25 protein-coding genes and 1 tRNA gene are annotated in these 25,628 nt (G+C 42.0%); 20 read left to right on the forward strand and 6 right to left on the reverse strand.

Going from position 1 to position 25,628, the window contains the following annotated elements; all coding sequences use genetic code 11:
* The first annotated feature begins 237 nt into the window (after positions 1–237).
* The 20 genes from F986_RS14480 to F986_RS14575 all read left to right on the forward strand — a co-directional run bounded on the left by F986_RS14480 (position 238) and on the right by F986_RS14575 (position 17,348).
* On the forward strand, positions 238–3,030 hold the full coding sequence (locus F986_RS14480; protein WP_004696320.1) for a nitrate reductase: 2,793 nt from the start codon (positions 238–240) through the stop codon (positions 3,028–3,030).
* The gene (mobA, locus tag F986_RS14485; RefSeq protein WP_004696322.1) at positions 3,027–3,653 is read left to right on the forward strand and encodes a molybdenum cofactor guanylyltransferase; all 627 of its coding nucleotides are present in this window, start codon (positions 3,027–3,029) and stop codon (positions 3,651–3,653) included. The genes F986_RS14480 and mobA overlap by 4 nt, the downstream gene beginning before the upstream one ends.
* A gap of 346 nt (positions 3,654–3,999) precedes the next feature.
* On the forward strand, positions 4,000–5,028 hold the full coding sequence (moaA, locus tag F986_RS14490; protein ID WP_004696324.1) for a GTP 3',8-cyclase MoaA: 1,029 nt from the start codon (positions 4,000–4,002) through the stop codon (positions 5,026–5,028).
* A 1-nt stretch (position 5,029) separates the two neighbouring features.
* Positions 5,030–5,296, forward strand: a complete 267-nt coding sequence (locus F986_RS14495; RefSeq protein WP_004696326.1) for a MoaD/ThiS family protein — start codon at positions 5,030–5,032, stop codon at positions 5,294–5,296.
* Position 5,297: 1 nt separating this feature from the next.
* Positions 5,298–5,789, forward strand: a complete 492-nt coding sequence (locus tag F986_RS14500; protein WP_004696328.1) for a molybdenum cofactor biosynthesis protein MoaE — start codon at positions 5,298–5,300, stop codon at positions 5,787–5,789.
* Between the two features lie 190 nt (positions 5,790–5,979).
* Positions 5,980–7,401 (forward strand): cysteine--tRNA ligase, encoded by a 1,422-nt coding sequence (gene cysS, locus F986_RS14505; protein WP_004696330.1) that lies wholly within the window; start codon positions 5,980–5,982, stop codon positions 7,399–7,401.
* 64 nt (positions 7,402–7,465) lie between these two features.
* A tRNA-Gly gene (locus F986_RS14510) sits at positions 7,466–7,541 on the forward strand.
* Positions 7,542–7,687: 146 nt separating this feature from the next.
* A complete protein-coding gene (locus F986_RS14515) occupies positions 7,688–8,335 on the forward strand; it encodes a 2'-5' RNA ligase family protein (protein WP_004696332.1) in 648 nt (215 codons plus the stop codon).
* On the forward strand, positions 8,326–8,844 hold the full coding sequence (gene cobU / locus F986_RS14520; protein WP_004696334.1) for a bifunctional adenosylcobinamide kinase/adenosylcobinamide-phosphate guanylyltransferase: 519 nt from the start codon (positions 8,326–8,328) through the stop codon (positions 8,842–8,844). The genes F986_RS14515 and cobU overlap by 10 nt, the downstream gene beginning before the upstream one ends.
* A complete protein-coding gene (gene cobT, locus F986_RS14525; RefSeq protein ID WP_004696336.1) occupies positions 8,841–9,893 on the forward strand; it encodes a nicotinate-nucleotide--dimethylbenzimidazole phosphoribosyltransferase in 1,053 nt (350 codons plus the stop codon). The genes cobU and cobT overlap by 4 nt, the downstream gene beginning before the upstream one ends.
* A 2-nt stretch (positions 9,894–9,895) precedes the next feature.
* A complete protein-coding gene (locus F986_RS14530; protein ID WP_004696337.1) occupies positions 9,896–10,498 on the forward strand; it encodes a histidine phosphatase family protein in 603 nt (200 codons plus the stop codon).
* The gene (locus tag F986_RS14535; protein ID WP_004696339.1) at positions 10,498–11,241 is read left to right on the forward strand and encodes an adenosylcobinamide-GDP ribazoletransferase; all 744 of its coding nucleotides are present in this window, start codon (positions 10,498–10,500) and stop codon (positions 11,239–11,241) included. The genes F986_RS14530 and F986_RS14535 overlap by 1 nt, the downstream gene beginning before the upstream one ends.
* Positions 11,242–11,512: 271 nt before the next feature.
* Entirely contained in the window at positions 11,513–12,490 is a 978-nt protein-coding gene (locus F986_RS14540) for a KpsF/GutQ family sugar-phosphate isomerase (RefSeq protein ID WP_004696341.1), read from the forward strand.
* Between the two features lie 3 nt (positions 12,491–12,493).
* Positions 12,494–13,033 carry a KdsC family phosphatase gene (locus F986_RS14545; RefSeq protein ID WP_004696343.1) on the forward strand — a complete coding sequence of 180 codons (540 nt, stop codon included), beginning with the start codon at positions 12,494–12,496 and terminating at the stop codon, positions 13,031–13,033.
* A gap of 34 nt (positions 13,034–13,067) precedes the next feature.
* Positions 13,068–13,610 carry an LPS export ABC transporter periplasmic protein LptC gene (gene lptC, locus F986_RS14550; RefSeq protein ID WP_004696345.1) on the forward strand — a complete coding sequence of 181 codons (543 nt, stop codon included), beginning with the start codon at positions 13,068–13,070 and terminating at the stop codon, positions 13,608–13,610.
* Positions 13,600–14,166 (forward strand): lipopolysaccharide transport periplasmic protein LptA, encoded by a 567-nt coding sequence (lptA, locus tag F986_RS14555; protein WP_004696346.1) that lies wholly within the window; start codon positions 13,600–13,602, stop codon positions 14,164–14,166. The genes lptC and lptA overlap by 11 nt, the downstream gene beginning before the upstream one ends.
* Positions 14,166–14,912 carry an LPS export ABC transporter ATP-binding protein gene (gene lptB, locus F986_RS14560; protein ID WP_004696348.1) on the forward strand — a complete coding sequence of 249 codons (747 nt, stop codon included), beginning with the start codon at positions 14,166–14,168 and terminating at the stop codon, positions 14,910–14,912. Before lptA ends, lptB begins: the two co-directional genes overlap by 1 nt.
* Before the next feature lie 264 nt (positions 14,913–15,176).
* On the forward strand, positions 15,177–15,773 hold the full coding sequence (locus tag F986_RS14565; RefSeq protein ID WP_004696350.1) for an IMPACT family protein: 597 nt from the start codon (positions 15,177–15,179) through the stop codon (positions 15,771–15,773).
* A complete protein-coding gene (locus F986_RS14570; protein WP_004696351.1) occupies positions 15,766–16,377 on the forward strand; it encodes an acyltransferase in 612 nt (203 codons plus the stop codon). The genes F986_RS14565 and F986_RS14570 overlap by 8 nt, the downstream gene beginning before the upstream one ends.
* A gap of 128 nt (positions 16,378–16,505) precedes the next feature.
* The gene (locus F986_RS14575) at positions 16,506–17,348 is read left to right on the forward strand and encodes a universal stress protein (protein ID WP_004696353.1); all 843 of its coding nucleotides are present in this window, start codon (positions 16,506–16,508) and stop codon (positions 17,346–17,348) included.
* A gap of 141 nt (positions 17,349–17,489) precedes the next feature.
* Here F986_RS14575 and F986_RS14580 read toward each other — a convergent pair whose 3' ends face one another.
* The 6 genes from F986_RS14580 to F986_RS14605 form a co-directional block, all read right to left on the reverse strand.
* Positions 17,490–18,155: an O-methyltransferase gene (locus tag F986_RS14580; RefSeq protein ID WP_004696355.1), complete on the reverse strand. Its 666-nt coding sequence runs from the start codon at positions 18,153–18,155 to the stop codon at positions 17,490–17,492.
* 132 nt (positions 18,156–18,287) lie between these two features.
* Positions 18,288–19,007, reverse strand: a complete 720-nt coding sequence (locus F986_RS14585) for a D-Ala-D-Ala carboxypeptidase family metallohydrolase (RefSeq protein WP_004696357.1) — start codon at positions 19,005–19,007, stop codon at positions 18,288–18,290.
* A 132-nt stretch (positions 19,008–19,139) separates the two neighbouring features.
* A complete protein-coding gene (gene fdxA, locus F986_RS14590) occupies positions 19,140–19,463 on the reverse strand; it encodes a ferredoxin FdxA (protein WP_004696359.1) in 324 nt (107 codons plus the stop codon).
* Positions 19,464–19,670: 207 nt separating this feature from the next.
* Positions 19,671–22,304: a DNA mismatch repair protein MutS gene (gene mutS / locus F986_RS14595; RefSeq protein WP_004696360.1), complete on the reverse strand. Its 2,634-nt coding sequence runs from the start codon at positions 22,302–22,304 to the stop codon at positions 19,671–19,673.
* A gap of 252 nt (positions 22,305–22,556) precedes the next feature.
* Complete coding sequence (locus F986_RS14600; RefSeq protein ID WP_004696362.1) at positions 22,557–24,563, reverse strand: esterase/lipase family protein; 2,007 nt, start codon at positions 24,561–24,563, stop codon at positions 22,557–22,559.
* Positions 24,564–24,695: 132 nt separating this feature from the next.
* Complete coding sequence (locus F986_RS14605) at positions 24,696–25,598, reverse strand: ABUW_2363 family tetratricopeptide repeat lipoprotein (protein ID WP_004696364.1); 903 nt, start codon at positions 25,596–25,598, stop codon at positions 24,696–24,698.
* Positions 25,599–25,628 lie beyond the last annotated feature (30 nt).

A 25,628-nucleotide genomic window follows, 5' to 3' on the forward strand; every position in this document is an offset into this window, starting at 1 on the left:
GGAAACGTCATTCACGACTTGTTTGAGGCAGGGTTACTTATGAAAATTAATGTTTCTGCGAATAAGTTGGGATGAAGCTGGTATGGGACGAGTTTTGTGAATGACAATGGTTTTGCCTACTTTTCCCAAAAGAAAAGTAGGTCGAACCGAAGGTTAATCCAAAATCTAAACACAAAAGAAAAGACGCCGTTGTGAGTGATTCAAAATAAATGAAAGGCAAATAGGAGCGAAGCAGAAATGAATAGTATCCCTGTAATGGAACTGCATAGCTCCACAGAAAAAATGATGACAACCACGCAAACCACCTGCCCATATTGTGGGGTGGGGTGTGGGGTAACAGCAACTGTTGAAGAAACGGCTTTAGGGCAAAAAGTGTCTGTAGTGGGCGATGCTCAGCATCCATCTAATTTCGGAAAGTTGTGCATTAAAGGCAGTAATTTAGCCGACACGGTAGGTTTAGAAACGCGCGTCTTACATCCCATGTTGGGGCGTAAACCGCAACGTGAAGTAAGTTCATGGGATACCGCAACAGATTTAATCGCCAACAAATTTCAACATTATATCGATCAATATGGGCCTGAAAGTATTGCTTTTTATGTCTCAGGTCAACTGCTGACTGAAGACTATTATGTGGTCAATAAATTTGTTAAAGGCTACCTCGGTACGGCCAATATCGACACCAATTCACGGTTGTGTATGTCTTCAGCCGTTGCTGCGCATAAACGCGCTTTTGGGGAAGATTTAGTCCCAGCCAGTTATAGTGATTTTGAGCATACCGATATGGTGGTTTTGGTGGGTTCAAATACCGCATGGTGTCATCCTGTACTGTATCAACGCATCATGAAAGCCAAAGAGGAGCGAGATCTTTTTGTCGTCGTGATTGACCCACGTTTTACAGCCACCTGTGAGGCGGCTGACTTACACTTACCGATTTTACCGGGTCAAGATGTCGCGCTGTTCAATGGTCTATTACAGTATTTAGCAACCAATCATTATACCGATACCGATTTTATTGAAAAGCATACTCAAGGCTTAGAACAAGCGCTGGCAAGCAGTGCTTCTGAAGCATCCATAGCGAGTGTGAGCGAACGGACGGGGATTTCTGTTGAAAAATTAACACTCTTTTTTGAAAAATTTGCTCAAACAGAAAAAGTGATGAGCTTATTTTCAATGGGGGTAAATCAGTCTTCACGTGGCGTAGACAAAGCCAATAGCATTACCAACTGTCATTTGTTAACTGGCAAAATTGGAAAATTGGGCGCTGCACCTTTTTCGATGACGGGCCAGCCGAATGCAATGGGCGGACGTGAAGTGGGTGGCCTTGCCAATATGTTGGCTGCCCATATGGATTTGGATAATCCAAAGCATCAACAATTGGTTCAACAATTTTGGCACAGTCCAACCATTGCAAAGCAAGTGGGTTTAAAAGCTGTCGACCTTTTTGAAGCGGTCGAAGCTGGAAAAATTAAAGCCATTTGGATTATGGCGACCAATCCTGTGGTGAGTTTACCCAATGCCGATCAGGTGAAACGTGCACTAGAGAATTGTGAGTTTGTGGTGGTGTCAGACATTTGTCTAGATACCGATACCACGCAATATGCCGATGTGTTGCTGCCTGCATTAGGTTGGGGTGAAAAAGACGGCACGGTGACTAATTCTGAACGCCGTATTTCTAGACAGCGTGCTTTTTTAGACATTCCAGAACAAGCACAAGCCGATTGGTGGTCAGTTTCACAAGTGGCGAAAAAATTAGGATTTCAGGGTTTTGACTTTGAAAGTAGTCATGACATTTTCAAAGAACATGCCCAGCTCTCAGCTTATCAAAATGCAGAAATCGATTTACGTTCATCGACTGAAACATTCCGCTATTTCAATTTGGCAGGTCTGAAGAATCTTTCATTTGATGACTACCAAGAGCTTGAACCGACGCAATGGCCTGTGCTCGTACCTTTGAAAAATGGCCAAACCACACCAAACACTTTTGCCCAATTATTTAAAGATGGTCAGTTTAGTCACCCAGATGGTAAAGCCAAGTTTATTGCAACAACAGCAGTTGGTGCAGTGAATCCAACCAGCAGTGAATATCCATTGGTACTGAATACAGGACGTATCCGCGATCAATGGCATACCATGACGCGTACAGGTTTATCAGCCAATTTAAGCACACATAAAGCAGAACCTTATTGTGAAATTCACCCAAATGACGCCCTGAAATATGGTTTGAAAGATGGAGAACTGGTAGAGATCAAATCGGCTTGGGGAAATTGCGTGCTGCGTGCCACGGTCAGTGACAATATCCGCCGTGGACAGATTTTTGCACCGATTCACTGGAGTGATCAATTCGCATCAGATGCACGGATTGGCAAAGTGGTGAATCCTGTGGTGGATGCGATTTCAGGAGAACCTGAGTTCAAGCATACCCCTGTGATGATTCATCCGTTTTATACGCAATGGCAGGGCGTCTTTTATGTCAGAACGGGCTTTGAACATTTGGTGCAACAAAGTATTGAACAATGCATTTGGTGGACCAAAATCAAAACGTCTAAAGCTATTCGTTATGAGTTGGCAGACCGTCGACGTTTTACGGAAACGACCGAACAACTCAAAGCTTTATTGCCTTTTGATGATGAAAGTTTTGAATGGCTCAATGTAGAAGATCAAACCGCTCATATCAGTCATAGTGTGGTGTTACAAGATGGCCACCTCATTGCGAGTCTGTATATTGCGCCCAAAGCCTTATTGCCAGATCGAGACTGGGTGGCAAGTCTGTTTAAGCGCGAACGCTTAAGCGCGATGCATCGGAAGGCTTTATTGGCAGGGCAAGCCATGTCAATGACTAATAGCGATGGCCCACTGGTCTGTAGCTGTTTTAAAGTTGGGAAAAATCGTATTATCGATGTCATTAAAGAAAAAAATATCACCCATGAAAAACAAGTCACTGCATGCTTAAAGGCAGGAGGCAATTGCGGTTCTTGCTTACCTGAAATTCGAGGTCTGATTAAAGCTTGTCAAACGGAGGATGTAGAATGAAAAGAAAAATACTCAAACCCGTGAGCTACCCAGAAACTGAAGTTGTTATTTTGGCGGGTGGTCAGGCGCGCCGTATGAATGGCATTAATAAACTCTTGCAAAAATTTGATGATGAAATTCAACTTATCAAAATTCATCAGCAGTTAAAGTCACGTGCAACCAAGTTATGGGTCAACAGCCATCGGGATCATTCCATTTATGAGCGGTTGATTCCGTCGATTGGCTTTTTTGAAGATGAGGCAATAGGCTTTCAAGGGCCCTTGATGGGGATGAAAAGTGCATGGACACATGTGCAATCAGACTATGTGCTGTTCGTACCTTGTGATGTGACTTTTATTCCGAAAAAAGTGTTTTCACGGCTACATCAGGCGATGCAACAAGATCCGAACTGTGGTGTCGTTATTGTAGAAATCAATGACCGTGCACTGTATCCGTTTTGTTTGTTAAAACGGAGCAGTCTACCGACATTGATTCAGCACCTTGAGCAAAATCAGCGCAGTTTAAGGCAGTGTTTTGCAGATTTGCACCTACAAGTGGCACGATTTAAAAATCATGCACTGTTTTTTCACAGCATCAACTCTTTGGATGAGCTACAACAGCATCGGCAACTCAATTTTTTATGAATACCTCAGATATTGAAAAGAGGAGGTTTGTGTCGAGAGTAGAAGATGTTGCCATAAACTGATTTGACTGTTTAAATAAAAATCTATAAAAGAACCAAATAAGTATTCATGTTGATACTAAATTTATTATAAAAACAATCATTTGAAATAAATTTAGAGGGAGTCGTTATTTTATTTAGATTATAAATGTATGCAGCAGTGATCACTCATTGCGGCGGTGAACTGAAATACTCAAAATTTAGAAAGTGCACAAAGTTGGAACAGTTATTGCAAAATATACTTCAGAAAATAGGGCGTGAAATATGAACTGCACCCACATCGCTCAAAGGACGCATAGGTAAGACAGATGAACAGCATGACCCATGTATCTGCAGTTAGAGTATTCCAAGATCAGTTTGGACGTGAAAAGCGCAAACTACGAATCTCGGTGACGGATCGTTGTAATTTTAAATGCGTCTATTGCATGCCAGAACATCCCGAATGGATGAAAAAACACGACTTGCTCAGCTTTGAAGATCTTTATCATTTTTGCAAATTTATGGTGCAGCATGGCATTGAGCAAATTCGTATCACGGGGGGTGAACCGTTGATGCGCCAAGGTGTGGTACATTTTATCGAACAGTTACAAAGCCTAAAAAAACAGGGGTTGAAGCGTATTTCCATGACCACCAATGGTCATTATTTAAAACAATATGCCGTTGCTTTAAAGCAAGCAGGGCTGGATGATTTAAATATTAGTCTAGACAGTTTAGATGCCGAGCAATTTCAACACCTCACCAAGAAACAACTACATACAGTGTTGGAGGGCATTCAGGCTGCACAACAGCTTAGTTTTAACATCAAAATCAATACTGTGCTGATGAAGGGCATCAATGATGATCAAATTGTCCCTTTGGTGCAGTGGGCAAAGCAGCAAAAGGTAGAACTGCGTTTTATTGAGTTTATGCCTTTAGATGGCGATCAAAATTGGTCGCAAGCCGATGTCGTCACTGAACAAGAGATTTTGTCCCAACTCAGCTCGCAATTTACGGTGCAAGTGCTTGAAGGACAAGGTGCCAATCCAGCGCGTAGTTATCGGGTAGATGGTGGGAAGGTTGGGATTATCTCTACCATTAGCAACTCGTTTTGTGGGGAATGTGATCGACTGCGGTTGAATGCGCAAGGTGAGTTTTATAATTGTCTTTTTGCCAAGCAAGGCTTAAATTTAAAGTCAGACATTCAACAACTTGCCCAAATCAATCAGCATGAACCCTTTGTTTTAGAGGGGAAACTTTCAACTTATGTTTGGCATAAAGAGCAAGACTTTCATGCTATTCAAAAACAGCAATTGCATCAACCTGTGCGAAAAATCAGTATGCATATGATTGGAGGTTAGGATGACTCAGGAATTAAACAACGTGATTAGAGTGAAGATCGAAGCTTTTGGTGCGATTGAACGGCAGTTGCCCCCCAATTTAATGCTGCAATGTGAGCTTGATTCATCGGTTGCAGCGGTATTAAAGGATGTCGTTGCTCAATACCCAGCTGTCCACACGTTATTGGAGCGCTGTGCCTGTGCAATGGGTGAAGACATTATTCCAAGACAGACTATTTTAAGTCGAGATTGTACTTTGGTGTTGTTGTCCCCTGTGGCAGGAGGTTGATATGGAATTAAAACAATTTCCGCGGATTCAAACCGTGGTTTTTAGTCAAAATGACTTTGATGGCATCCAACATTTTCCTGAGTGTGGTGGCATTGGCATATTCATTGGTACGGTGCGGAATCACCATCAAGGCAAAGCTGTAAAAGCGTTAAAATATACCGCTTATGCACCTGTCGCTGAAAAAATGATTCGTCAAATTGAACAAGAAATCCAATTAAAATATGGTGTGTCCTACGTTCGGGTGGTGCATCGCATTGGTGCTTTAGATATTGGTGATACTGCGATTATTGCGATGGCGTACGCTGCGCACCGCCGTGAAGCCTTTCAAGCCTGTGAGGAAGCAGTAGAACGGGTGAAACATGAAGTTCCTGTGTGGAAAGAGGAATTTTATGTGGACGGTACCAGTCAGTATGTCGAAGGTTGCTGTATACGAACAGATCATGAAGCACCAAAACCTCATAGGTATGAGAACTGCGAGCATGCACATCCTTAGTAAAGAGCATCATGCACTGCCAATATTTACCAGTAATTCCTTTCAGATCTGAATAAAGGAAATTTAGTAATAGTTGAGTATGAATGAAAAGTGGCGAGATAATTGAAAGAAAAATCTTCTGAAAACTTTATGAAAAATAATGCTTAGGTTAAGATGATCCATTCTTATATTTGAAGTCTTTTGAATCGCTATGCAACCATTTGTTCTATATAACTCAGAGCAACGCAAAAAAGTAGAATTCGTACCTCGTGTTGAGGGGCATATTGATATGTATGTCTGCGGTATGACGGTGTATGACTACTGTCATATTGGACATGCGCGCGTGATGGTTGCATTTGACTATATTATTCGCTTCCTGCGTAGCCAAGGTTGGAGCGTGAAATATGTACGTAACATTACCGACATTGACGACAAAATCATTAAACGTGCCAATGAAAATGGCGAGTCGATTACTCAACTGACAGACCGCTTTATTCAAGCGATGAATGAAGATGCTGAAAATCTAGGCTGCCTACATCCAGACGAAGCACCGCGTGCAACGGATTATATTGATCAAATGCAAAGCATGATTGGTAATCTGGTTGAAAAGGGCACAGCTTATCCATCTGCCAATGGTGATGTGTATTTCCAAGTGGAAAAATTCGCTAAATATGGTCGTCTTTCAGGACGTAAACTGGAAGATATGCAAGCGGGTGCATCTGAACGTGTCGATGTTGAAGTTGAGAAAAAACATCCCTTTGACTTTGTACTTTGGAAACATGCCAAAGAAAATGAACCTGCATGGGCTTCCCCGTGGGGCAAAGGTCGTCCGGGCTGGCATATTGAATGTTCTGCAATGTCGACATGCTGCCTAGGTAACCATTTTGACATTCATGGTGGTGGTTCAGACCTCATGTTCCCGCACCATGAAAATGAAATTGCACAGTCTGAGGCTTCAACCGGCGAGCAGTATGTTAACTACTGGATGCATGTCGGTTTCATCAACGTTGATGGCGAGAAAATGTCGAAGTCATTGGGCAATTTCTTTACCATTCGCGATGTGATGGATAAGTTCCACCCTGAAGTGATTCGCTACTTCATTGTGTCATCACACTATCGTAGCCCTGTGAACTTCTCTGATGTTGCCTTAAAAGAAGCAAAAACAGCACTGTCACGTTTCTATCATTCATTCAAAGCTTATCAACAAGCCTATGGCGATACACAAGTCGATACCTTAGATGAAACATTGCTTGAGCGTTTCAATAGTGCCATGCGTGATGACTTCAATACCGCTGAAGCCATTGCGGTATTGTTTGAAGTGAACAAAGAATTGAACCGTGCCGTGAAAGAGCAACAAGCGGAACAAGCTGCGATTTACTATGCAACTTTACGTCATTTAACCAATATTTTAGGTTTGGTTCAGCACAATGTTGAAGAGTTCCTGAAGTCTGATATTGGGCAAGAGGCTTTGGCTTTGTCTGAAGAGCAAATTGAAGATTTGATTCAACAACGTCAAGATGCGAAAAAAGCCAAAGAATTTGCCAAAGCGGATGGAATTCGTCAGTCCTTGTTAGATCAGGGTGTAGTTTTGGAAGACACTCGCCAAGGGACAATCTGGCGCCGTGCTGATTAATTCAGCAATTGCATTATAGAGTGTTGACAGTTTGATGAAACTCTCTATAATGCACATCCATATTGCGGGAATAGCTCAGTTGGTAGAGCACAACCTTGCCAAGGTTGGGGTCGCGAGTTCGAGTCTCGTTTCCCGCTCCAAAATTTAAAAGCCTCAAGTTTAACTTGGGGTTTTTTTATGCCTGTAATTTGAGTGTGTTGAAAATAATTCATTTAAATGTGAAATTATCTCGGTGTTTCAGCCCATAATTTTGACAAAAATATGCTTAAATTATTCATCCTAATTTGTGAATAAAATTGTGTTTCTTCAACCCCATAGCACTGTAGTACCGACCGAAGCTCGAGACTATCCTGAATGGCATTTGGGACGAGAGCGCTATGCACTTTGGTATATTGAAGTGGATGATCCCGTTTTGATCAGCTATTTAACCCAGCTTCGTGAGCAGTTTTCAGATCTACTTTATCAACCAAATCAACGGCAGTTTCATATCACTTTATTTGTTGCAGGTTTTTGGGTAGAACAGGCAACACAGTCGGATGACTTTAGTCGAGTGCAACTGAATCAGCAGCTTGAACGCCTTAAAAATTTAAAACTAGAATCTTTTCAGTTACAGATGGGTGCATTAAATAGTTTTGAAAGTGCCTTATTTTTAAAAGTGGATGATACCGCAGGCATGTTGGATAAAATTAGAAAAACATTGCTGCAAACCTCGCAGGAAGTCGCGGCATTGAGTTATTGTCCACATATTACATTAGGTCTATACCGTGAAGCAGTGTGCAGTGATCATGTATTGGAACGTATGGCTGAAATTGAAGCTATCAACTCTAGCTTAAACATCTCAAAGCTCACGTTTGGCTTTTATCAGGCACATGTCCTACAAGGGCCATTGTTTTCACGTACACAAATTGAGTTGGGGAATGCGCAATGCAACTGATTTTAGGTGGTGCACGTTCGGGGAAAAGCCGCTTGGCGGAGCAGATTGCACAACAGTTGGCGCAGCCTGTGGTTTATGTGGCAACTGCACAAGCCTTGGATGGGGAGATGCAAGCGCGTATTCAACACCATCAGCAACAACGACCCGAAGATTGGGGACTGTGTGAAGAACCCATTTATCTTGCAGCGAAGTTGGTTAAATTAGACCGTCCAAACCAAACCATTTTGGTCGATTGCCTGACTTTATGGATGAGTAATTTACTGATGCATACTGACCCAGATTTGCAAGTTCAAGAATGCCAAAAGTTGTTAGATGTTGTCGGAAATTTACAGTCCGAGCTGATTTTAGTGAGTAATGAAACAGGCTTAGGTGTGGTTCCCATGGGACAAATCAGCCGACGTTTTGTTGATGAAACAGGACGATTGCATCAGCAGTTAGGTCAAATTGCTCAAAAAGTGGTGTTCTGCGTAGCAGGATTTCCAATGATTTTAAAAGGAGAACAAGTGTGAGTTGGTGGTTAGAAGCATGTCAAAGTCCGAGTGAGTCTGTATTGGCTCAAGCCCTAGCACGCCAGTCACAGTTGACCAAACCGACAGGCTCGTTGTCGGAGCTTGAATCGGTTGCAGTGACTTTAGCGAGTTTGCAAAACACTGTAAAACCCAAGATTGATCGTCCATGGATTACGATTTTTGCAGGTGATCATGGGGTGATGGAAGAAAATATTTCTGCCTACCCGCAAGCGGTGACACGTCAAATGTTGCAGAACTTCGCAACAGGTGGGGCGTGTATTAGTGTGATTGCCAAAGAGTATCAAGCCAAGTTACAAGTCATCGACTGTGGTTCAGTCGGTGAAGCTTATGAATATGTCGGGGTTGAACGCCACTGCATCCGCGCGGGGACGGCTAACTTTGCTCAAACTCCAGCCATGACTGAGGCTGAATGTGAAGCTGCTTTTGCTTTGGGGCAAAAAAGTGTGGAAGATGCCATCGCTTATGGGGCAGATATCTATGTTGCGGGTGAGATGGGCATTGGAAATACCTGTTCAGCCTCAGCCGTGGCTTGTTTTTTATTGGCTGAACCTGCTGAAAAGTTAACAGGTGTTGGAACGGGTATCCGTACTGAACAATTGATACATAAAAAACAGGTGATTGATCAAGCACTTTCACTGCATGCGCAATATGTCGGGAATGATCCGTTTAAAGCCTTATGTGCCGTGGGTGGGCTTGAAATTGCAGCTATGACAGGCGCGTATATTCGCTGTGCACAATTGGGGCTGCCAATGGTGGTAGATGGGTTTATCAGTACCGTTTCGGCATTGCTTGCAGTACGTTTAAATCCACAGGTTCGCGCTTGGATGCTTTTTGGGCATCAGTCGGCTGAATATGGTCATGTACGTTTGTTAGAAGAACTTAAAGCGATGCCTCTATTGAAGCTGAATTTGCGTTTAGGTGAGGGCAGTGGTGCAGGGGCTGCACTGGGGTTGATCAAACTCGCCTGTCGCTTACATAATGAAATGGCAACATTTGCTGAAGCAGCCGTGATTGGTGAGAAAGTTTAAGGATGTTGTGTTTAGATTTCCTACGCCACGGCGAAACCAGCTTAAGCCATACTCTACGGGGAAGAACGGATGATGCTTTGACTGCGAAAGGTTGGGCGCAAATGCAGTCTACTATTGCTCAGGCTGAGCAGGTTAGTCAGGCGTGGGATGTCATTTATAGCTCACCATTACAGCGCTGTCGTCTGTTTGCAGAGCAGTGGGCGGAGCAAAAACAGCTCCCTTTGTATATAGAACCGAATTTGCAAGAAATGGATTTTGGAGAATGGGAAGCTCAGCCGACCGAGCGACTCTACCAACAATTTCCTAATGAATTGGCTCAATTTTGGCAAACGCCGTTAAGTTTTACACCGCCTCAGGCAGAAAGCTTATTGGCATTTAAAAGCCGTGTTCTAGAGTCTGTAGAGACGTTAACCCAGCAAATGCATAAGCAGGGCTGGCAACGGGCGTTGATTATTTCCCATGGTGGAGTGATTAAACTCTTAAAATGCCAAGCGCTGAAGCAAAATGATAACGATCTTTTAAAAATGTCAGCAGAGTTGGGACAATTGAACCGCTTTGTATTCGATCAAGGACAACTTCAGTTTATTCAAAGTGAGGATGTGTAATGACACCTTTTTGGATTGCACTGCAGTTTTTAACGACGTTTCCAGTTCGTTTAAGCACAATGCCAACGCCTCAGCAAAATGCGCAAGCACTGTTATTTTATCCTGTGGTGGGTTTGCTCATAGGAGCCATTCTGTATGGGATAACCCTGTTATTGTATGCTTTGCCACTTGTGCTGTTAAGCAGTGTGATTCTGGTGCTATGGATTTGGCTGACGGGTGGTTTGCATCTGGATGGTTTGGCCGATACCGCAGATGCTTGGGTCGGTGGTTTTGGCGATAAAGCACGCACACTTGAGATCATGAAAGATCCGAGTTGTGGGCCGATAGGTGTACTCAGCCTTGTCATTGTATGCATATTAAAGTGGTCTGCACTGTATGTGTTATTGCAGCAGCAGTGTTATAGCACACTCATTTTATTTCCTGTCTTAGGGCGTCTTGTGCCGCTATTTTTCTTTTTAAGCACAGACTATGTGCGTGCTAAAGGACTCGGCAGCCAGTTGGGCCAATATTTAGCACGACCAATTGCAATGGCACTTTTACTGCTGATACCTTTGGTGGCTTTGTATTGGACATGGATTGGTGTTGTGGTGATTGCCACTTTTTATCTGGTATTATGGTATTTGCGGTATAAATTTATACAGCGTATTGGTGGTGTGACGGGAGATACCATTGGTGCCAGTATTGAAATAATTGAATTAGCGACATTGTTTAGCTTTGTGGTGGCTACTTTTTATTTCACTTAAGTTAAGAAATTAATAAGAGCCTCTCAGCGTGAAAGATGTGCAGTCATACGTGGTCGAAAGAAAAAATAATAAAAAGGGAGCGAGCTATATGCACTTGAAACAAAGGTCTTCCATCATCAGCAAAACACATTTGTAGATATGTTGTGAAAATCCAAAGATTTCCACGATAGTTGTCTACAGAGATATGATAAAATTGCGAAAATTATTTTTTATGTGCTGACGTTTCATTTCGTCACACGGTTCAGGTAAAACAACGTTGAATTCTGAAAATATGTCAAATCCCATTGATTTCCAAAAAGTTGCTTTAGAAACACTAGAGATAGAGCGTCAGGCACTCTCGGTACTTGCTAAGCAAATCGATGATCGTTTTAGCCGTGCTTGTGAAATTATCTTAAAGTGCAAAGGTCGCTTAGTCATTACTGGCATGGGTAAATCAGGGCATATTGGCCGAAAAATGGCAGCTACATTTGCCTCTACAGGTACGCCATCATTCTTTATGCACCCAGGTGAAGCGGGGCATGGTGATTTGGGGATGTTGGTTGCAGGTGATGTGCTGATTGCGATTTCAAACTCGGGCAAGAGTGATGAAATCATGATGCTGATGCCTTTGATCAAATATTTGGGTGTGCCTTTAATTACCATCAGTGGTGATGAGCGTGGGCCGATGCCACAAAATGCTGATGTGGCACTGACATTGGGCAATATTCAAGAAGCTTGTCCATTGGGGCTAGCACCAACATCGAGTACAACGGCGACTTTAGCTTTGGGTGATGCATTGGCTGTTGCACTATTAGATGCACGCGGGTTTACTTCCGATGACTTTGCACGCTCGCATCCTGCGGGTGCTTTGGGTAAACGCTTGTTATTACATGTGAAGCATTTAATGCACACTGGAGACGAACTACCGAAAGTGTCTCCAGATACAGCAATGAACAAAGTTCTGTACGAAATCTCTAACAAACGCCTAGGTTTAACCACAATTGTGGATGAAAATGACTGTCTATTAGGAATTTTTACTGATGGTGATTTACGCCGTTTGATTGATAAACAGCAAGGATTTGATGTGAATTTGGCGGTGTCTGATGTGATGATTAAGAGCCCGCTGACGATTTCACCTGAAGCACGTGCTGTTGAAGCATTAGAGCGAATGAATGAAAAGAAAATTAACCAATTTGTCGTTGTTGATGAGAGCAATAAAGTCATTGGTGTTTTGAGTATGCATGACCTGATTCAAGCTGGGGTAAATTAAAAAATGGCTTCTTATATTTTGTTAGAACAAGCGCGTTATGTAGAAGCTCTAGTTTTGGATGTTGATGGTATTTTAAGTGATGGTTTTGTGACTTTGACCAATTCTGGAGACGAAATCAAATCTTTCGATATCCGTGATGGCTTAGGCATGAAACTGGTTCAGCAAGCTGGTGTGAAAGTGATTATTATCACAGGGCGTAAAAGTCAGATCGTAGAAAAACGGATGTCTGATTTGGGCGTAGACCTTGTTTATCAAGGCCGTGAAGACAAAGGTGTTGCACTGCGTGAGGCTTGTGCAAAATTTGGTATTTCAGCCGAAGATTGTTTATACATGGGTGATGACTGGCCTGACCTATCTGCATTTGCCATTGCAGGCATGAAAGTGACCGTGCCAAATGGTCATTTAGAAGTACGTCGTCGTGCCGATTTGGTAACTCAAGCGATGGGTGGACGTGGCGCGGTACGTGAAATCTGCGATATGATTTTACAAGCCAAAGGTGTATACGAAACTTTACTTGAAAAGTACACCGCAGTCCCGCATTAATCTGTATGCATGCATGAGAGTTTAGTTAACATTTATGGATACTAAAGTTTTATATATCACTGCTGTAGCCATTGCGGCTATCAGTAGTGGTTATTACTATTACAGCGGAAAAGGGCAAAAGCTCGAGGTCGATGGTGCGCAAAGCATGACCTATTCTGCTGAACAGATCCAACTGACTCAAACAGATGAGCAGGGTAATTTATACGTCCGCGCAAAAGTAGATCGTCTTGAGCAGGACATGCAAAAGAAGACCTCTAAGTTAGAAAACTTAAATGCTGAGATGTATAAAGATGGAAAAGTGGATGCGACTTTCTATGCCAAGCAAGCCAATGGCATCAACGACAACGAAAAAGTCGTTCTGACAAACCAAGTGGTTGCAAAGAAAATGTTGGATCAAGGTCAGATGCAGTTTGAGACCGCAGAATTGACTGCGTTTCCACAGACGCGTGAACTTGAATCTCAGCATCAAGTGGTTGTTACGACACCACAAGCCGAATTTGTTAGTCAGGGCTTAAAAGCGAATTTAAATACGGGTCAATATGACTTTTTCCATATTCGAGGGAAGTATGAACCATAATCCAAAATTTTCTATTTCGAAAACTTTCCTCAAGCAAACACTTGCACTGAGTTTAGGTGTGGCTGTTTCAACTTTTGCTTTGGCATTGCCAAGTGACCGTAGTAAAGCGATTTCGTTGGTGGCAGATCGAGCAACATTTAATGAAAAAACGGGTGTTACGACGTACACAGGCAATGTCATCATTGAACAGGGTACGATGAAACTACAAGCGGATTCGATTGTTGCCAATTTAAATCAAACCCGTCAAATTAGCACCATTACGGCCAATGGTAAGCCTGCACGTTTCCAACAACAAGTTAGTACCAACAAAGGTATTGCCAAAGGTCAGGCGCAAAAAATTATTTATAATGCAGAAACAGGCATTATTACCTTATCGGGCAGTGCACTTCTAGAACAAGATGGTGCCAGTATTCGCGGTAATACATTGCGTTATAGTATGAATAAAGGTGATATCGAAGCGATTGGTACACCAAATAACAGTGGTTCGTCGAGTGGTCGTGTTCAGATTGTGATCCCACCTTCAGGTTCTCAATCCTTCCCAGGAGCGCGTGACTAATGGAGCAAACTCTCAATCAGCCACAAACCCTATGTATTAAGCATCTCGCGAAAAACTACAGTAAGCGTTGGGTAGTGAAAGATGTATCTTTTAGCATGCAAAGCGGACAAATCGTAGGTTTACTGGGCCCTAATGGTGCTGGGAAAACCACCAGTTTCTATATGGTGGTTGGACTGGTGCGTATGGACAAAGGTGAAATTCATCTTGATGACCTAGACATGTCTGATTTGGCCATGCATGAACGTGCGCGTAAAGGCATTGGTTACTTACCTCAAGAAGCATCAATTTTTAGAAAACTCACTATTTCTGAAAATATTATGTCTATTTTGGAAACGCGCAAAGATCTAAATAAAGAACAACGTAAACAGCGTCTGCATGAATTGCTGGCCGATTTCAAAATTAGCCATATTAAAGATTCATTGGGTATGAGTGTGTCAGGTGGTGAACGTCGTCGTGCTGAAATTGCACGTGCACTGGCAGCCGATCCAAAATTTATGTTACTCGATGAGCCTTTTGCTGGGGTTGACCCAATTTCAGTGGGTGACATTAAAGATATTATTCGTACTCTAAAAGACCGTGGTATTGGCGTTCTTATTACGGATCATAACGTTCGTGAGACTTTGGCGATTTGTGAACGTGCTTATATCGTGAGTGAGGGTGCGGTGATTGCTGAAGGCTCTCCAGATGAAATCTTAGCCAATGAAACCGTGCGTCAAGTTTACCTTGGTGATGATTTCACTGTATAAGATTTTTCTGCGTCAATGAAAATAATTGGCGCAGATTTCCCTCTCATATTTTTAATCCATCGCTGTGCATTGAATTAAGAATAGGGCATCCCTTTATATTCAAACTGCGCGCTCTGCCATCCTTTTGAAATCGCTTTTTTTAGCATGCATACATAGTATGCATATCTCTTTATTTTGTGTGGGCTTAAAGCGAAAAGCTATTTTCATACGATAGCTGATTGAAAATACGTTATAATTTTTTGTGAAATTTTTAAAAATTACGCTATGCCATTTACCATCTCTAGTTTAGTGAGCTATGAAGAAGTCATTAAAAAAAGTCGTTTTCAAGCTTTTGCTGTGCCTGTAGAAAATGAACAAGCTGTTAAAGATTTTCTAGAGCAATATAAAGATATCAGCACCACGCATCAGTGCTGGGCATGGAAAATTGGCCACAATGTTCGTTTTAATGATGACGGTGAACCCTCAGGTACTGCAGGTCGTCCTATTTTAGCGACCATTGAAGGCAATGAACTAACCAATATTTTGGTTTTGGTCAATCGTTGGTATGGTGGCGTCAAGTTAGGCACAGGCGGGCTGGTACGTGCTTATGGTGGAACAGCAGGACAGTGTTTACTGTTGGCTGAAAAAATTGAACTGATTGAAAAGAAAAAAGTGCATTTTGCCTGCCAATTTAATGAATGGGCGATTTTCCAGTATGAGCTGAATAGCCAGCAGATTGAGTTTAATGAGCAATATACTGCGGATGGCGTGCTTGTGGAGGCATTATTACAAGTGCATCAGATTGAAGCGCTCAGGCTTAAAATACAAGACGTAACCCGTGGGCGTGAAGCGTTAAAAATTGTGGATAACCATCATGACTGATCCCTTATTAAAATATCGTGAGCAGCATAAGCATCGCTTAAACTATATGCCTTGGTTGTATTGGTCGCTCAAGCCTAAAAACCGTGTGTGGGCTGAAGCATGGCAGCAAGAATACCAAGCTTATTTAATGGAAATGGAAACCGTTGAAATTGGTCAAAACTGTTTTATTTCTCCATTGGCACACATATTTGCAGAGCCTGGTCGTAAAATTGTCATTGGGGACAACACCTTTATTGCTGCCGATTGTACTTTGCATGGGCCTTTAGAGATCGGCAGTGAAGTTGCGATTAACCATCATTGTATTTTAGATGGTGGACGTGTGGGGATTAAGTTACATGATCAAGTGCGTATTGCGGCCTATTGTCACTTGTATGCCTTTGATCATGGCATGGCACTCAGTGATCCGATTTATCAGCAACCTGTGCGTTCACAAGGGATAGAAATTGGTCGGGATGTTTGGTTGGGTGCACATGTGGGCGTGAAAGATGGGGTGAAAATTGGTGCACATGCTGTGGTGGGGATGAATAGTATGGTAACCAAAGATATCGCCGAGCAATCGATTGTTGCTGGCAATCCTGCTCACTTTATTCGTTTACGTGATTAAGATATCAAAGAATATTGAACATTTATCAATACTTAATTACATAAAAACCTGCCATCAAAAAAAAAGATATGCTAAGTTTAGAACAACAATGAGACCTTATACCAAATGCGGTGTAATGAGAGGCGATAATGAAACGAGTCATTGCATGTATTGATTCCTCCCCTTGTATTAATGCCCTAGCAGAAGCTGCGGCGTGGATTGCAAAGCAGACGGGGCGGGAATTGGTCCTTTTACAAGTTTTGGATTATTATCCTGCAAGTTATCACTTAGGTGAAATTAGTGGGGTAATTGGATTTGAAAGCAATGCAATGTTGCTCAAAGAGCTGGCTGAATTAGAGCAAAAACAAAGTGAACTTGCGCTCAGTTATAGCAATAATCTACTCGATCATATTTCTAAACTCATTCTTGAAACGCATGGCCTACATACAACGCATATTCAAGAAAAGGGTGACTTTCTAGAGCAAAGTTTTAACTTATTGCATGAAGATGACATTGTGGTGATTGGCCGTGTGGGTGAGAAATCAGCTGAACGCAATAAACCATTGGGCAGTAATGTTGAAAACTTTATCCGTGGCGCAAACTGTACCGTCATGACGGTAGGCGATAGTTTTAAGCCACCTACGCGCTTTATCTTTGCCTACGAGTATTCACCGACGTGTGTGAAGATGATGAAGCGGATTGCGCAAAGTGATTTACTGCGCCTCTTACAATGCCATTTGGTCTATGTCGGTGACCACCCTGAAATTTTAAGAGAGCCTGAACAGTATCTGAAAGATGCAAATTTGGATGTGATTACAGAATATCGTTATGGCGACGTGGCTGAAAATATTCTGGAATACCAAAATGAGCATGGCATACAACTGATTGTGCTCGGTGCGTTCAGCCACAGTAAAATTCATCAGTTCTTCTTGGGCAGTATTGCAACCACCATTTTTAGGAATGCCAAAGTTCCTTTACTGGTTGCCCGTTAATTTAGAGTGATTTATCTAAATTGGAACTGTTTTATCCATAGTTATCCGCATTAATTGTGGATAACTATATGGACAGTAAATGTAAGTTTATAATTTATATAAGCTTAAATTAATCGATTGTTTTTTAATCTAAGTTTTAGCTTATTTTACAATAGCTAAGGCAAATCCATCATGTCCTTTGCTACCAACAGTTTGAAGTGCGGTGCACGACAAAATTTTCGGATGGTTTTGCATCGCTTTGAACATATTTCGAATCCCTTCAATACTTGGTTTATGATTTTCAGGATTGATAATATCGCCTGCACGAATCACGTTATCGAGGAAAATCAAAGTACCTGAATGAGATAGGTTCAGGCTTAATTCCAAATACTCTGGGTAGCTTTGTTTATCGGCATCAATAAAAATAAAGTCGAAAGGTTCAATGTCTGCAGGCAGTGATTTAAGGATATCTGCTGCACGTCCACATTTGAGTTCAATGGTTTGTTTGAGCTGAGCTTTGTCGATATTTTCTTGGCCCATCGCGGCATGCGTATCACGACCTTCAATCGTTAAAATATAACCATCTTCAGGTAAGGCGCGCGCTAACCACATGGTGCTATAGGCAGCAAAAGTGCCGAGCTCAAGTACACGTTTGCATTGATTCATTTGAATCAGCATTTGTAAAAGCATGCCTTGGTTCGGTGCAACAGCTAAGTGATCTGGAAAACCATGCTTCTCTGTATTTTCTAAAGTTTGCAGTAAAATGGGGTCTTCAGGAATTAAATGTGCATCGATATAGTTATCAATCTCTGTCCACATTTGTTGCATAGCATGTTCACCTTGGTTGCGATGTGGAGCATTTTAAACTTTTATTTTCAGAGTGCAATTTTTCCGACCATATTTGTTGAAATCAATGCTCAAAAAAAAGAGGTCATATTGACCCCTTTTAATTTTTAAAAACTAATAACTACACATCGAAGAATTGCGACTGAGGTCTGGGCCCCATGTACGATATCCTTGGGTATCAATGTGAATCTGACCAGAAGCATATAAACCTAAGCCCATGTTCAAGCTCTGACCATGTTGGCTCCAAAATTGGCATAGACGATATTTTGTATTTTCAATATAAGCATAATCTTCGGGCTGTGGGTTTTCAGACCCAATTCGAAAATCAATGGCAGAATTGAATAAGTGGCGTGATGAATTTGCACCGCCAGCACATTGGTTTAAAGGCAAATCACGATAAACTGAAGTAACTTCAAAATCGGTCAGTACTTTGGCTGCAACTAAATATTTAAATACTTTTAAGGTCGCAATTTGGTTTTTCCAAAGTTCACGGTTTGGGATCATGTATTGTGAACGACCACATTTTTGCCAGTCACGTGCTGTTCTGAGCAGTTCAAAGCTTGGGATGATATTTCCCACACCATTACGTTCAAGAAAAACTTCATACTCACGTACGCGTGCTAGCGTGTCACCGACAGACATCCAAGCATTGTAGGTATAAGGAATAATTTTAGGTGGAGCAGGGCGGTCAAAACTAATTTTCTCTTGCGGGATAAAAATACGTTTTCCATCAGGAGTCGTGATGGTCTTGCCTTTGTGAGATGAAGTCGTACAGCCAATCATCACCAAGGGGATTATGCTAACCGCAAATAATCCCTTTAAAAATTTCTTCATTATAGAAATCAAATATTTAAAAAATACGCCTATTATTTTAATCCAAATTTGTGAGGAAAAATTGGAAATATTGCAATCAAATGTGTGTTTTAGGTATAAAAAAAGATCAGCTTATGCTGATCTTTTTCTGGCTTACTTTTCTAAGTATTGTAACTTATCTGCTTTACCGTTCCATTCTTCACGGTCAGCAGGTTGGTCGCCAATCTGGGTGATGTTCGGCCAAGTTTGTGATAACTCAGCATTTAGTTCAATAAATACTTCTTGACCTTCTGGCAGTTCATCTTCAGAGAAAATTGCATTTGCTGGACATTCAGGTTCACACAGTGCGCAATCGATACATTCATCCGGATTGATCACTAGAAAGTTTGGACCTTCATAGAAACAGTCCACTGGGCAAACTTCTACGCAGTCTTGATATTTACATTTAATACAATTTTCAGTGACAACAAAGGTCATGGCGAAGGCTACCTAAAAATATGGTTCTAATAACTAATGTGTATTTTAGGCAAAAACAGCACCAACTAACAATTGCTTTTATTGATATTTGTTATATGCACGGCTGTTAAATTTGATAAAAACTGAACATTCTGCTGAAAACTGCTTTTGAAAATAAAAAAGACCGTCATTTTGACGGTCTAGATGGGTTACAAAAATAGAAAACTACTATGAATGTAACTGATCTTTTAATGCATAAAGCTGCTGTAAAGCTTCACGTGGGCTTAAGTTATCAACATCAATGCTTTTGAGTAGTTCAAGTGCGGCAGAAGGTTTCTCAATTTCGACTACACGTTCAATGATTTCAAGTTCAGGCGTTTCTATTGCAGCAAACAAATCATTTTGAACGACTTTAGGTTTTTGCAGTTGTTGCTTCTCTAAAATTTTCAGACGATTTTGTGCTTCTTTGATCACACTGGCAGGAATACCTGCTAATTTTGCTACTTGTAAGCCGTGACTTTGGCTCGCTGGCCCATGTTGGACTTTATGTAACAAAATGAGGTTGCCGTTGAGCTCTTTTGCAGTGACATGGTAGTTATCAATAGCAGTTTCTTTGGCCAGTTCGGTCAGTTCAAAGTAGTGTGTGGCAAATAAACATAAGCATTTAATGCGTTTGGTTAAGTCGAGTACACAAGCCCATGCCAAAGATAAACCATCATAGGTACTGGTGCCACGACCAACTTCATCCATCAAAACCAGTGACTGATTGGTTGCATGATGTAGGATTTGCGAGGTCTCGGTCATTTCCACCATAAAGGTCGATTTGCCTGTAGATAGGTCATCTGCAGAACCAATACGGGTAAAGATTCGATCAATAGGGCCTAATACTGCCGATTGAGCTGGTACATATGAGCCACAATAGGCCAATAGGCTAATTAAAGCCGTTTGACGCATAAAGGTTGATTTACCCCCCATGTTAGGACCCGTAATAATGGCCATACGGTGGTTAAAATCAAGTGTCGTGTCATTCGGTGTAAATGAGGCTTTGTTCAAAGCCTCAACCACTGGATGACGTCCCGCAATAATTTTAACCCCAATTTCTGGACTATACTCAGGACGTGACCAATTGCGTAAGCGAGCCTGATGTGCAAAGTTAGCTAAGAGGTCGATCTGCGCAATAGCGCTGCTCATCATTTGTAAATGACCAATGTCGGCGCGGAGTTCATCTAAAAGCATTTCGAACAGCATTTTTTCGCGAGCTAATGCACGGGATTCACTTGAAAGCACCTTGTCTTCAAAGGTTTTCAGCTCAGGGGTGATATAACGCTCAGCATTTTTCAAGGTTTGACGTCGAATGTAGTGATCAGGCGCTTGCTCGGCTTGCGCACGGGTCAGTTCAATGTAGTACCCACTGACACGGTTATAACCAATTTTTAAGGTCGAAATTCCAGTATTTTGACGTTCTTGAATTTCAAGGTCGATCAAGTACTGTCCTGCATGATCACGGATTTTACGGAGTTCATCGAGTTCATGATCAAAACCTTCCGCTATCACATTTCCATCTCGTAAAAGCACAGGCGGATGTTCAACGATGGCAGACATTAAACGTTGATGTAAGCCATGGAAATCACCCAACTCCTCATTCAATTGGGTAATGAGTGCGGACTGTTTGCTTTGGATCACGGGTTGAATGGCATGACGTAAATAAGGGACTTGCGCACAGGCTTGGCGCAGTTGCACTAAGTCACGCGGACGGGCGCTATCTAAAGCCACCCGACTGAGGACACGTTCGATGTCTCCAATCTCTTTTAATACTAAACGGACTGGTGATTCATGGTAACCATCCACAAGACTCTTGGTGGCATCTAAACGTGCGTCTAAGAGTTTGGTATCACGTAAAGGCTGCATTAGCGTACGGCTAAGTAAACGTCCACCCATTGCCGTTTGACAGTCATTGATGAGTTGGAATAATGATGTGCCGTGTTCAAACAGAGGCTCAACTAGCTCTAAGTTTCTACGTGTCACAGGGTCAAGCGCAATGAAATCACTGCTTTGTTCAAGCTGAATAGAGCGAATATGCGGTAAGGCTGTTTTTTGCGTTTCTTTGGCATAATGAATCAGGGATGCTGCTGCTGCTTTGGCAAGTGGCAAATGGTCAATACCGAAACCGGCTAAAGTCGATACAGCAAACTGATCACATAAGGTTTTTTGTGCGTTGTTTAGGTTAAAGTCGACATTTGGACGGCGTGTTACAGGACAGTCGAGCAGTTTTTTAATGTGTTCAATGATATTGGGGTCGACAATATTTTCATCGACCAAAATTTCACTTGGCATGAGGCGAGACAGTTCAATGCCGAGTTGCTCAAGCTGAAAATCTTGTTGCTGAACTTTAAATAAACCTGCACTCAAATCTAACAGCGCAATACCAATTTCATTCTGTTGTACGCAAAGCGCGACAAGGTTTGAACTTTGATGTGCCGTCAGTAAAGCATCGTCAGTCAGTGTACCTGGGGTAATAATCCGGACAACGCCACGTTCAACAGGGGCCTTACCTGTAACTTCACCAATTTGCTCGCAAATAACGACGGTTTCGCCTTTTTTCACCAAGCGAGCAAGGTAGCCTTCAGCTGCATGGTAAGGAACACCTGCCATAGGGATGGGTTGACCATTGGCTTTGCCACGATGGGTCAGGGTAATTCCGAGAAGTTTAGCGGCCTTATGTGCATCTTCAAAAAATAGCTCGTAGAAGTCACCCATACGATAGAACATCAAAGAGTGCGGATGTTGCATTTTGACGCCCATGTACTGTTGCATCATAGGGGTGAGGGTGGACAAATCAGTTATGATTCCCGAATTGCTCATGTAGGTGAAATCCTTAAATCTTTGAAAATACACAATATAAAAATAGAACGAGCGACACCGCTTACCGTATGTATTTATGCGCTATGAACAGCTATTGTATGAATGGCATTATCTTAGCAAAATTGAAAACGACTAAACAATAAATCATCTATAAAGCGAACAGTTGTTAAACAGCCAAGTGATTATTGCTGTAGGCGTTAGGCGTTAAGCAAAAATAAAAAAGCCTAAACATCTGTTTAGGCTTTTAAAGATTTAAGGCTTATACATACCGAGTTCAGTCAGGTGCAACCGCAGGATACGACGTAACTCCAGAACGGCTTCAGGCGTTTCTTGAATAGAATGTCCCCCTTTAATAATCTTCTCAGACAATGCACCATCTAGATGGGCACTCGTATAAGGCACGACATCGTCTGTAATGATATTGATGTCATCACTTTTGGTCGCATTCCCCATGATGCTGTGGAATTTCATGCCTTTGTATGGAACGACGTTTTTAGTTAACCGAGTGAAGTTAGAGTTCTTGCTGAGATCACTTGGCCCATTTTGTATGAGTCCATTATCTACATCTTTAATAAATTCTTGTAGGTCAGGGTCACTACTTTGTATAACATCGGTCAGTGCCCCCAAAAATGCACCTGGTAGACGAATGACTTTACGCGCCGCGAGGGTAAACCAGCGGTCAGCAAACTCTGTCCCACGATGTGGCGCTGCTAAGAAAATGGCCCGACTGAAATTTGGAATCGGTTGAATGTCGAGGCGCGATTTAAACAGAGGATCATTTTTAAATTGTTGCACACGTCGATTGGGTAGCAGTTTCATTGCCGCAGGGGTTAAGTCAGCATCGCTTACCAAAAGCCGCGCAATAATACCGCCCATACTATGACCCACTAGCACGGCATCCTTTTTGGCAGGCGCTTTGCTATCGACCAAATTAAAACTTTGTTGAATGATTGCATAGATTTGGAAACGACTTTCCAAAATTGGCATATTGGTCGAGTAGAACACTTGCCAGACTTGATAGTGTTCACGTAGCACGGGATCGCCCATGACATCATTCGTCAAACGAATCCATGCCTCTGGACTACTGGCTAGTCCGTGAACGAGCACCACCACTTTTTTATTTGGGTTGTACGGCTCAAGCATGTATAGGTGCGGCATAGTGAGGCGTGCATCACGATCAATCAGTGATAAATACGCGGCTTTACCTAAATTGTTTTGTGCCAACCATAAGCCATAAGGCGCAGAAAAGTTTGCAGCAAGAGGGTAACTTTTGCCTGCAATTTTCGCAGATTCAAACTTATAGGGATCATAAGCTGAGATTTCAAACTCAGGGTTGTTTAAGATCTCATCGATATTGGATGCAGAGCGTGGTTGTGCGGTAATAGTCGCTGCTAAATAACGGGCATTGTGAATGTTAGGATTACGACCATTGGTGTACTGATAATGCAGTGGATCGACAATATATTTGGCTTTTTCGGGGGAGGTGTCGTTGTGCTCGGGTGGGAGGACAATCAGAAACTCTGAACCAAAACCATCGCGACGTGTGATAGAGCGTAGGCCTGAAAAGTTCATATTGTAAGTTGACATCAGTTGTTCAACTTGACGGTTTTTTAAAAGTGGGTAGTTGTCATAATTTATGCGGTAAATACTTTGCCCCACTTTTATTTGATTGCCGACTTCAGATGGCCCATGGCGTAAGCGATAACTATTTACAAGTTTAGCGATAGCTTGGTTATAAAAGTCACGCAGTTGGACTTGTCGGTTATCAAAAATACGGTCTTGGGGGCCACGTTTGGTGTTAAACATGTAGGCATAACTATAGCGAATGCTTTTATCCAGCATACCAAGTTGTTGATCTAGGCAGTTTTGGTAGTTTTGTTTTTGCAGCGCCTGTTTTTCTTCAGACTGGGTCTTGGCTAAAATACTCACTTTACAGGCTGATGATTTTTCTAAGGAAAGTGCTTTAGCGAGATAGAGTTCGCTGGCAGTAGAGAGGAGCTGTTCATCTTGAATTTGTGGAATTTGTTTGAGTTCGCTGACACATTCTTCAGGTTGCTCTGAACAGATTTTTGCTTCTCGGCCTGTCATAGACAGCACGTTTAGACTCGCTTCACTGAGCTTATCCCGCGTTAAAATACTCTCACGCTCATTGGTAATCGTGACGTTCAGTGATTGATTTTTCACACTGACCACTTGGCAACCACTCAAAAGCGAAACGAGAGTGGTCATCATCAAGGTGCTACGGATGTATTTAGGCATAAAAAGCGTCGACTACCGTTTATTCTTTTGAATTTTTTAAATCATACGATAATTCTCGGATTTATCAATTCGCCTAAAATAAAAATAGACCGAAAATTCTGTCTATTTTTAGATGCATCATAAATGATGGGATTATTTTGCAGTATTTAGAACTTGCCAAACATTCCAACGACCTTGTTTTTCAATTTCATTAATCAAGCGATCCGCAACTTCGGCTTCTTGTGGATATTTCAGCTTGTAGTTTTTCAAGGTTTGCACCGCATTTTTCTTTTGTTCCATCGCGATGTAGTTATTTGCGGTCGCTAAATAGGCTTCTTGAACACCAGCTTTCATTGCTTTATCGAGGTATGGCATTGCTTCGCGTTGACCACCACCTTCAGACAAAGCAAAACCGAACCAGAAGTTTGCTTCAGGGTCTTCTTGGTTAATTTTTAAAATACGCTGTGCATAAGCTAAAGACTTGGTGGTATAGACTGAACCAAGGTCTAAATTACGTGCCATAACGCTAGCTTTGAACGCACGAACCAGTACATCAAATGAAGCATTGTCTTTCGATGCTAACGTATCAAGCTGTTGTGTCACTTCTTTTAGTTTTAACTCAAAACCTTTACGTTCTTGGCGTTCCGTAAAGCGCGGTGGGTAGTGACGGGCTTTGCCTTCAACCAACTGTAAGAAGTCATCAATTTCAGTAATGTCGACTTCATTGTCACCTGCCAGTACGGCAAACTTCAACTGACGGTCTTTGCTGTTTACGGTTGGAATAATCAGTTTATTGGTGTCTAAAACCATTTTTTTAGATGGATCGTCAGAGCGAGTCACTTCCATTTTAGTTACAGGCTGAGCCGCTGCTTTTTTTAAGTTAATTTCAAATGGAGGTGGCGCATCATAATTAAATGGATTGAGTGCATAAAATGGTGCAGTTAATTCAGGCTCTGTAAAAACGATGGTATCGCTATTGTTCTTCGTTGGGTTTGAGCTACACGCTGTTAAAAACGAGACAGCAAGAACAGCAACCGCTAAGGGTTTAAGCATCATAAGGTTCATCCATTCATTATTTTAAGAAGT

Origin of the sequence: Acinetobacter johnsonii CIP 64.6 (assembly GCF_000368045.1) — a bacterium.
Taxonomy (GTDB): domain Bacteria; phylum Pseudomonadota; class Gammaproteobacteria; order Pseudomonadales; family Moraxellaceae; genus Acinetobacter; species Acinetobacter johnsonii.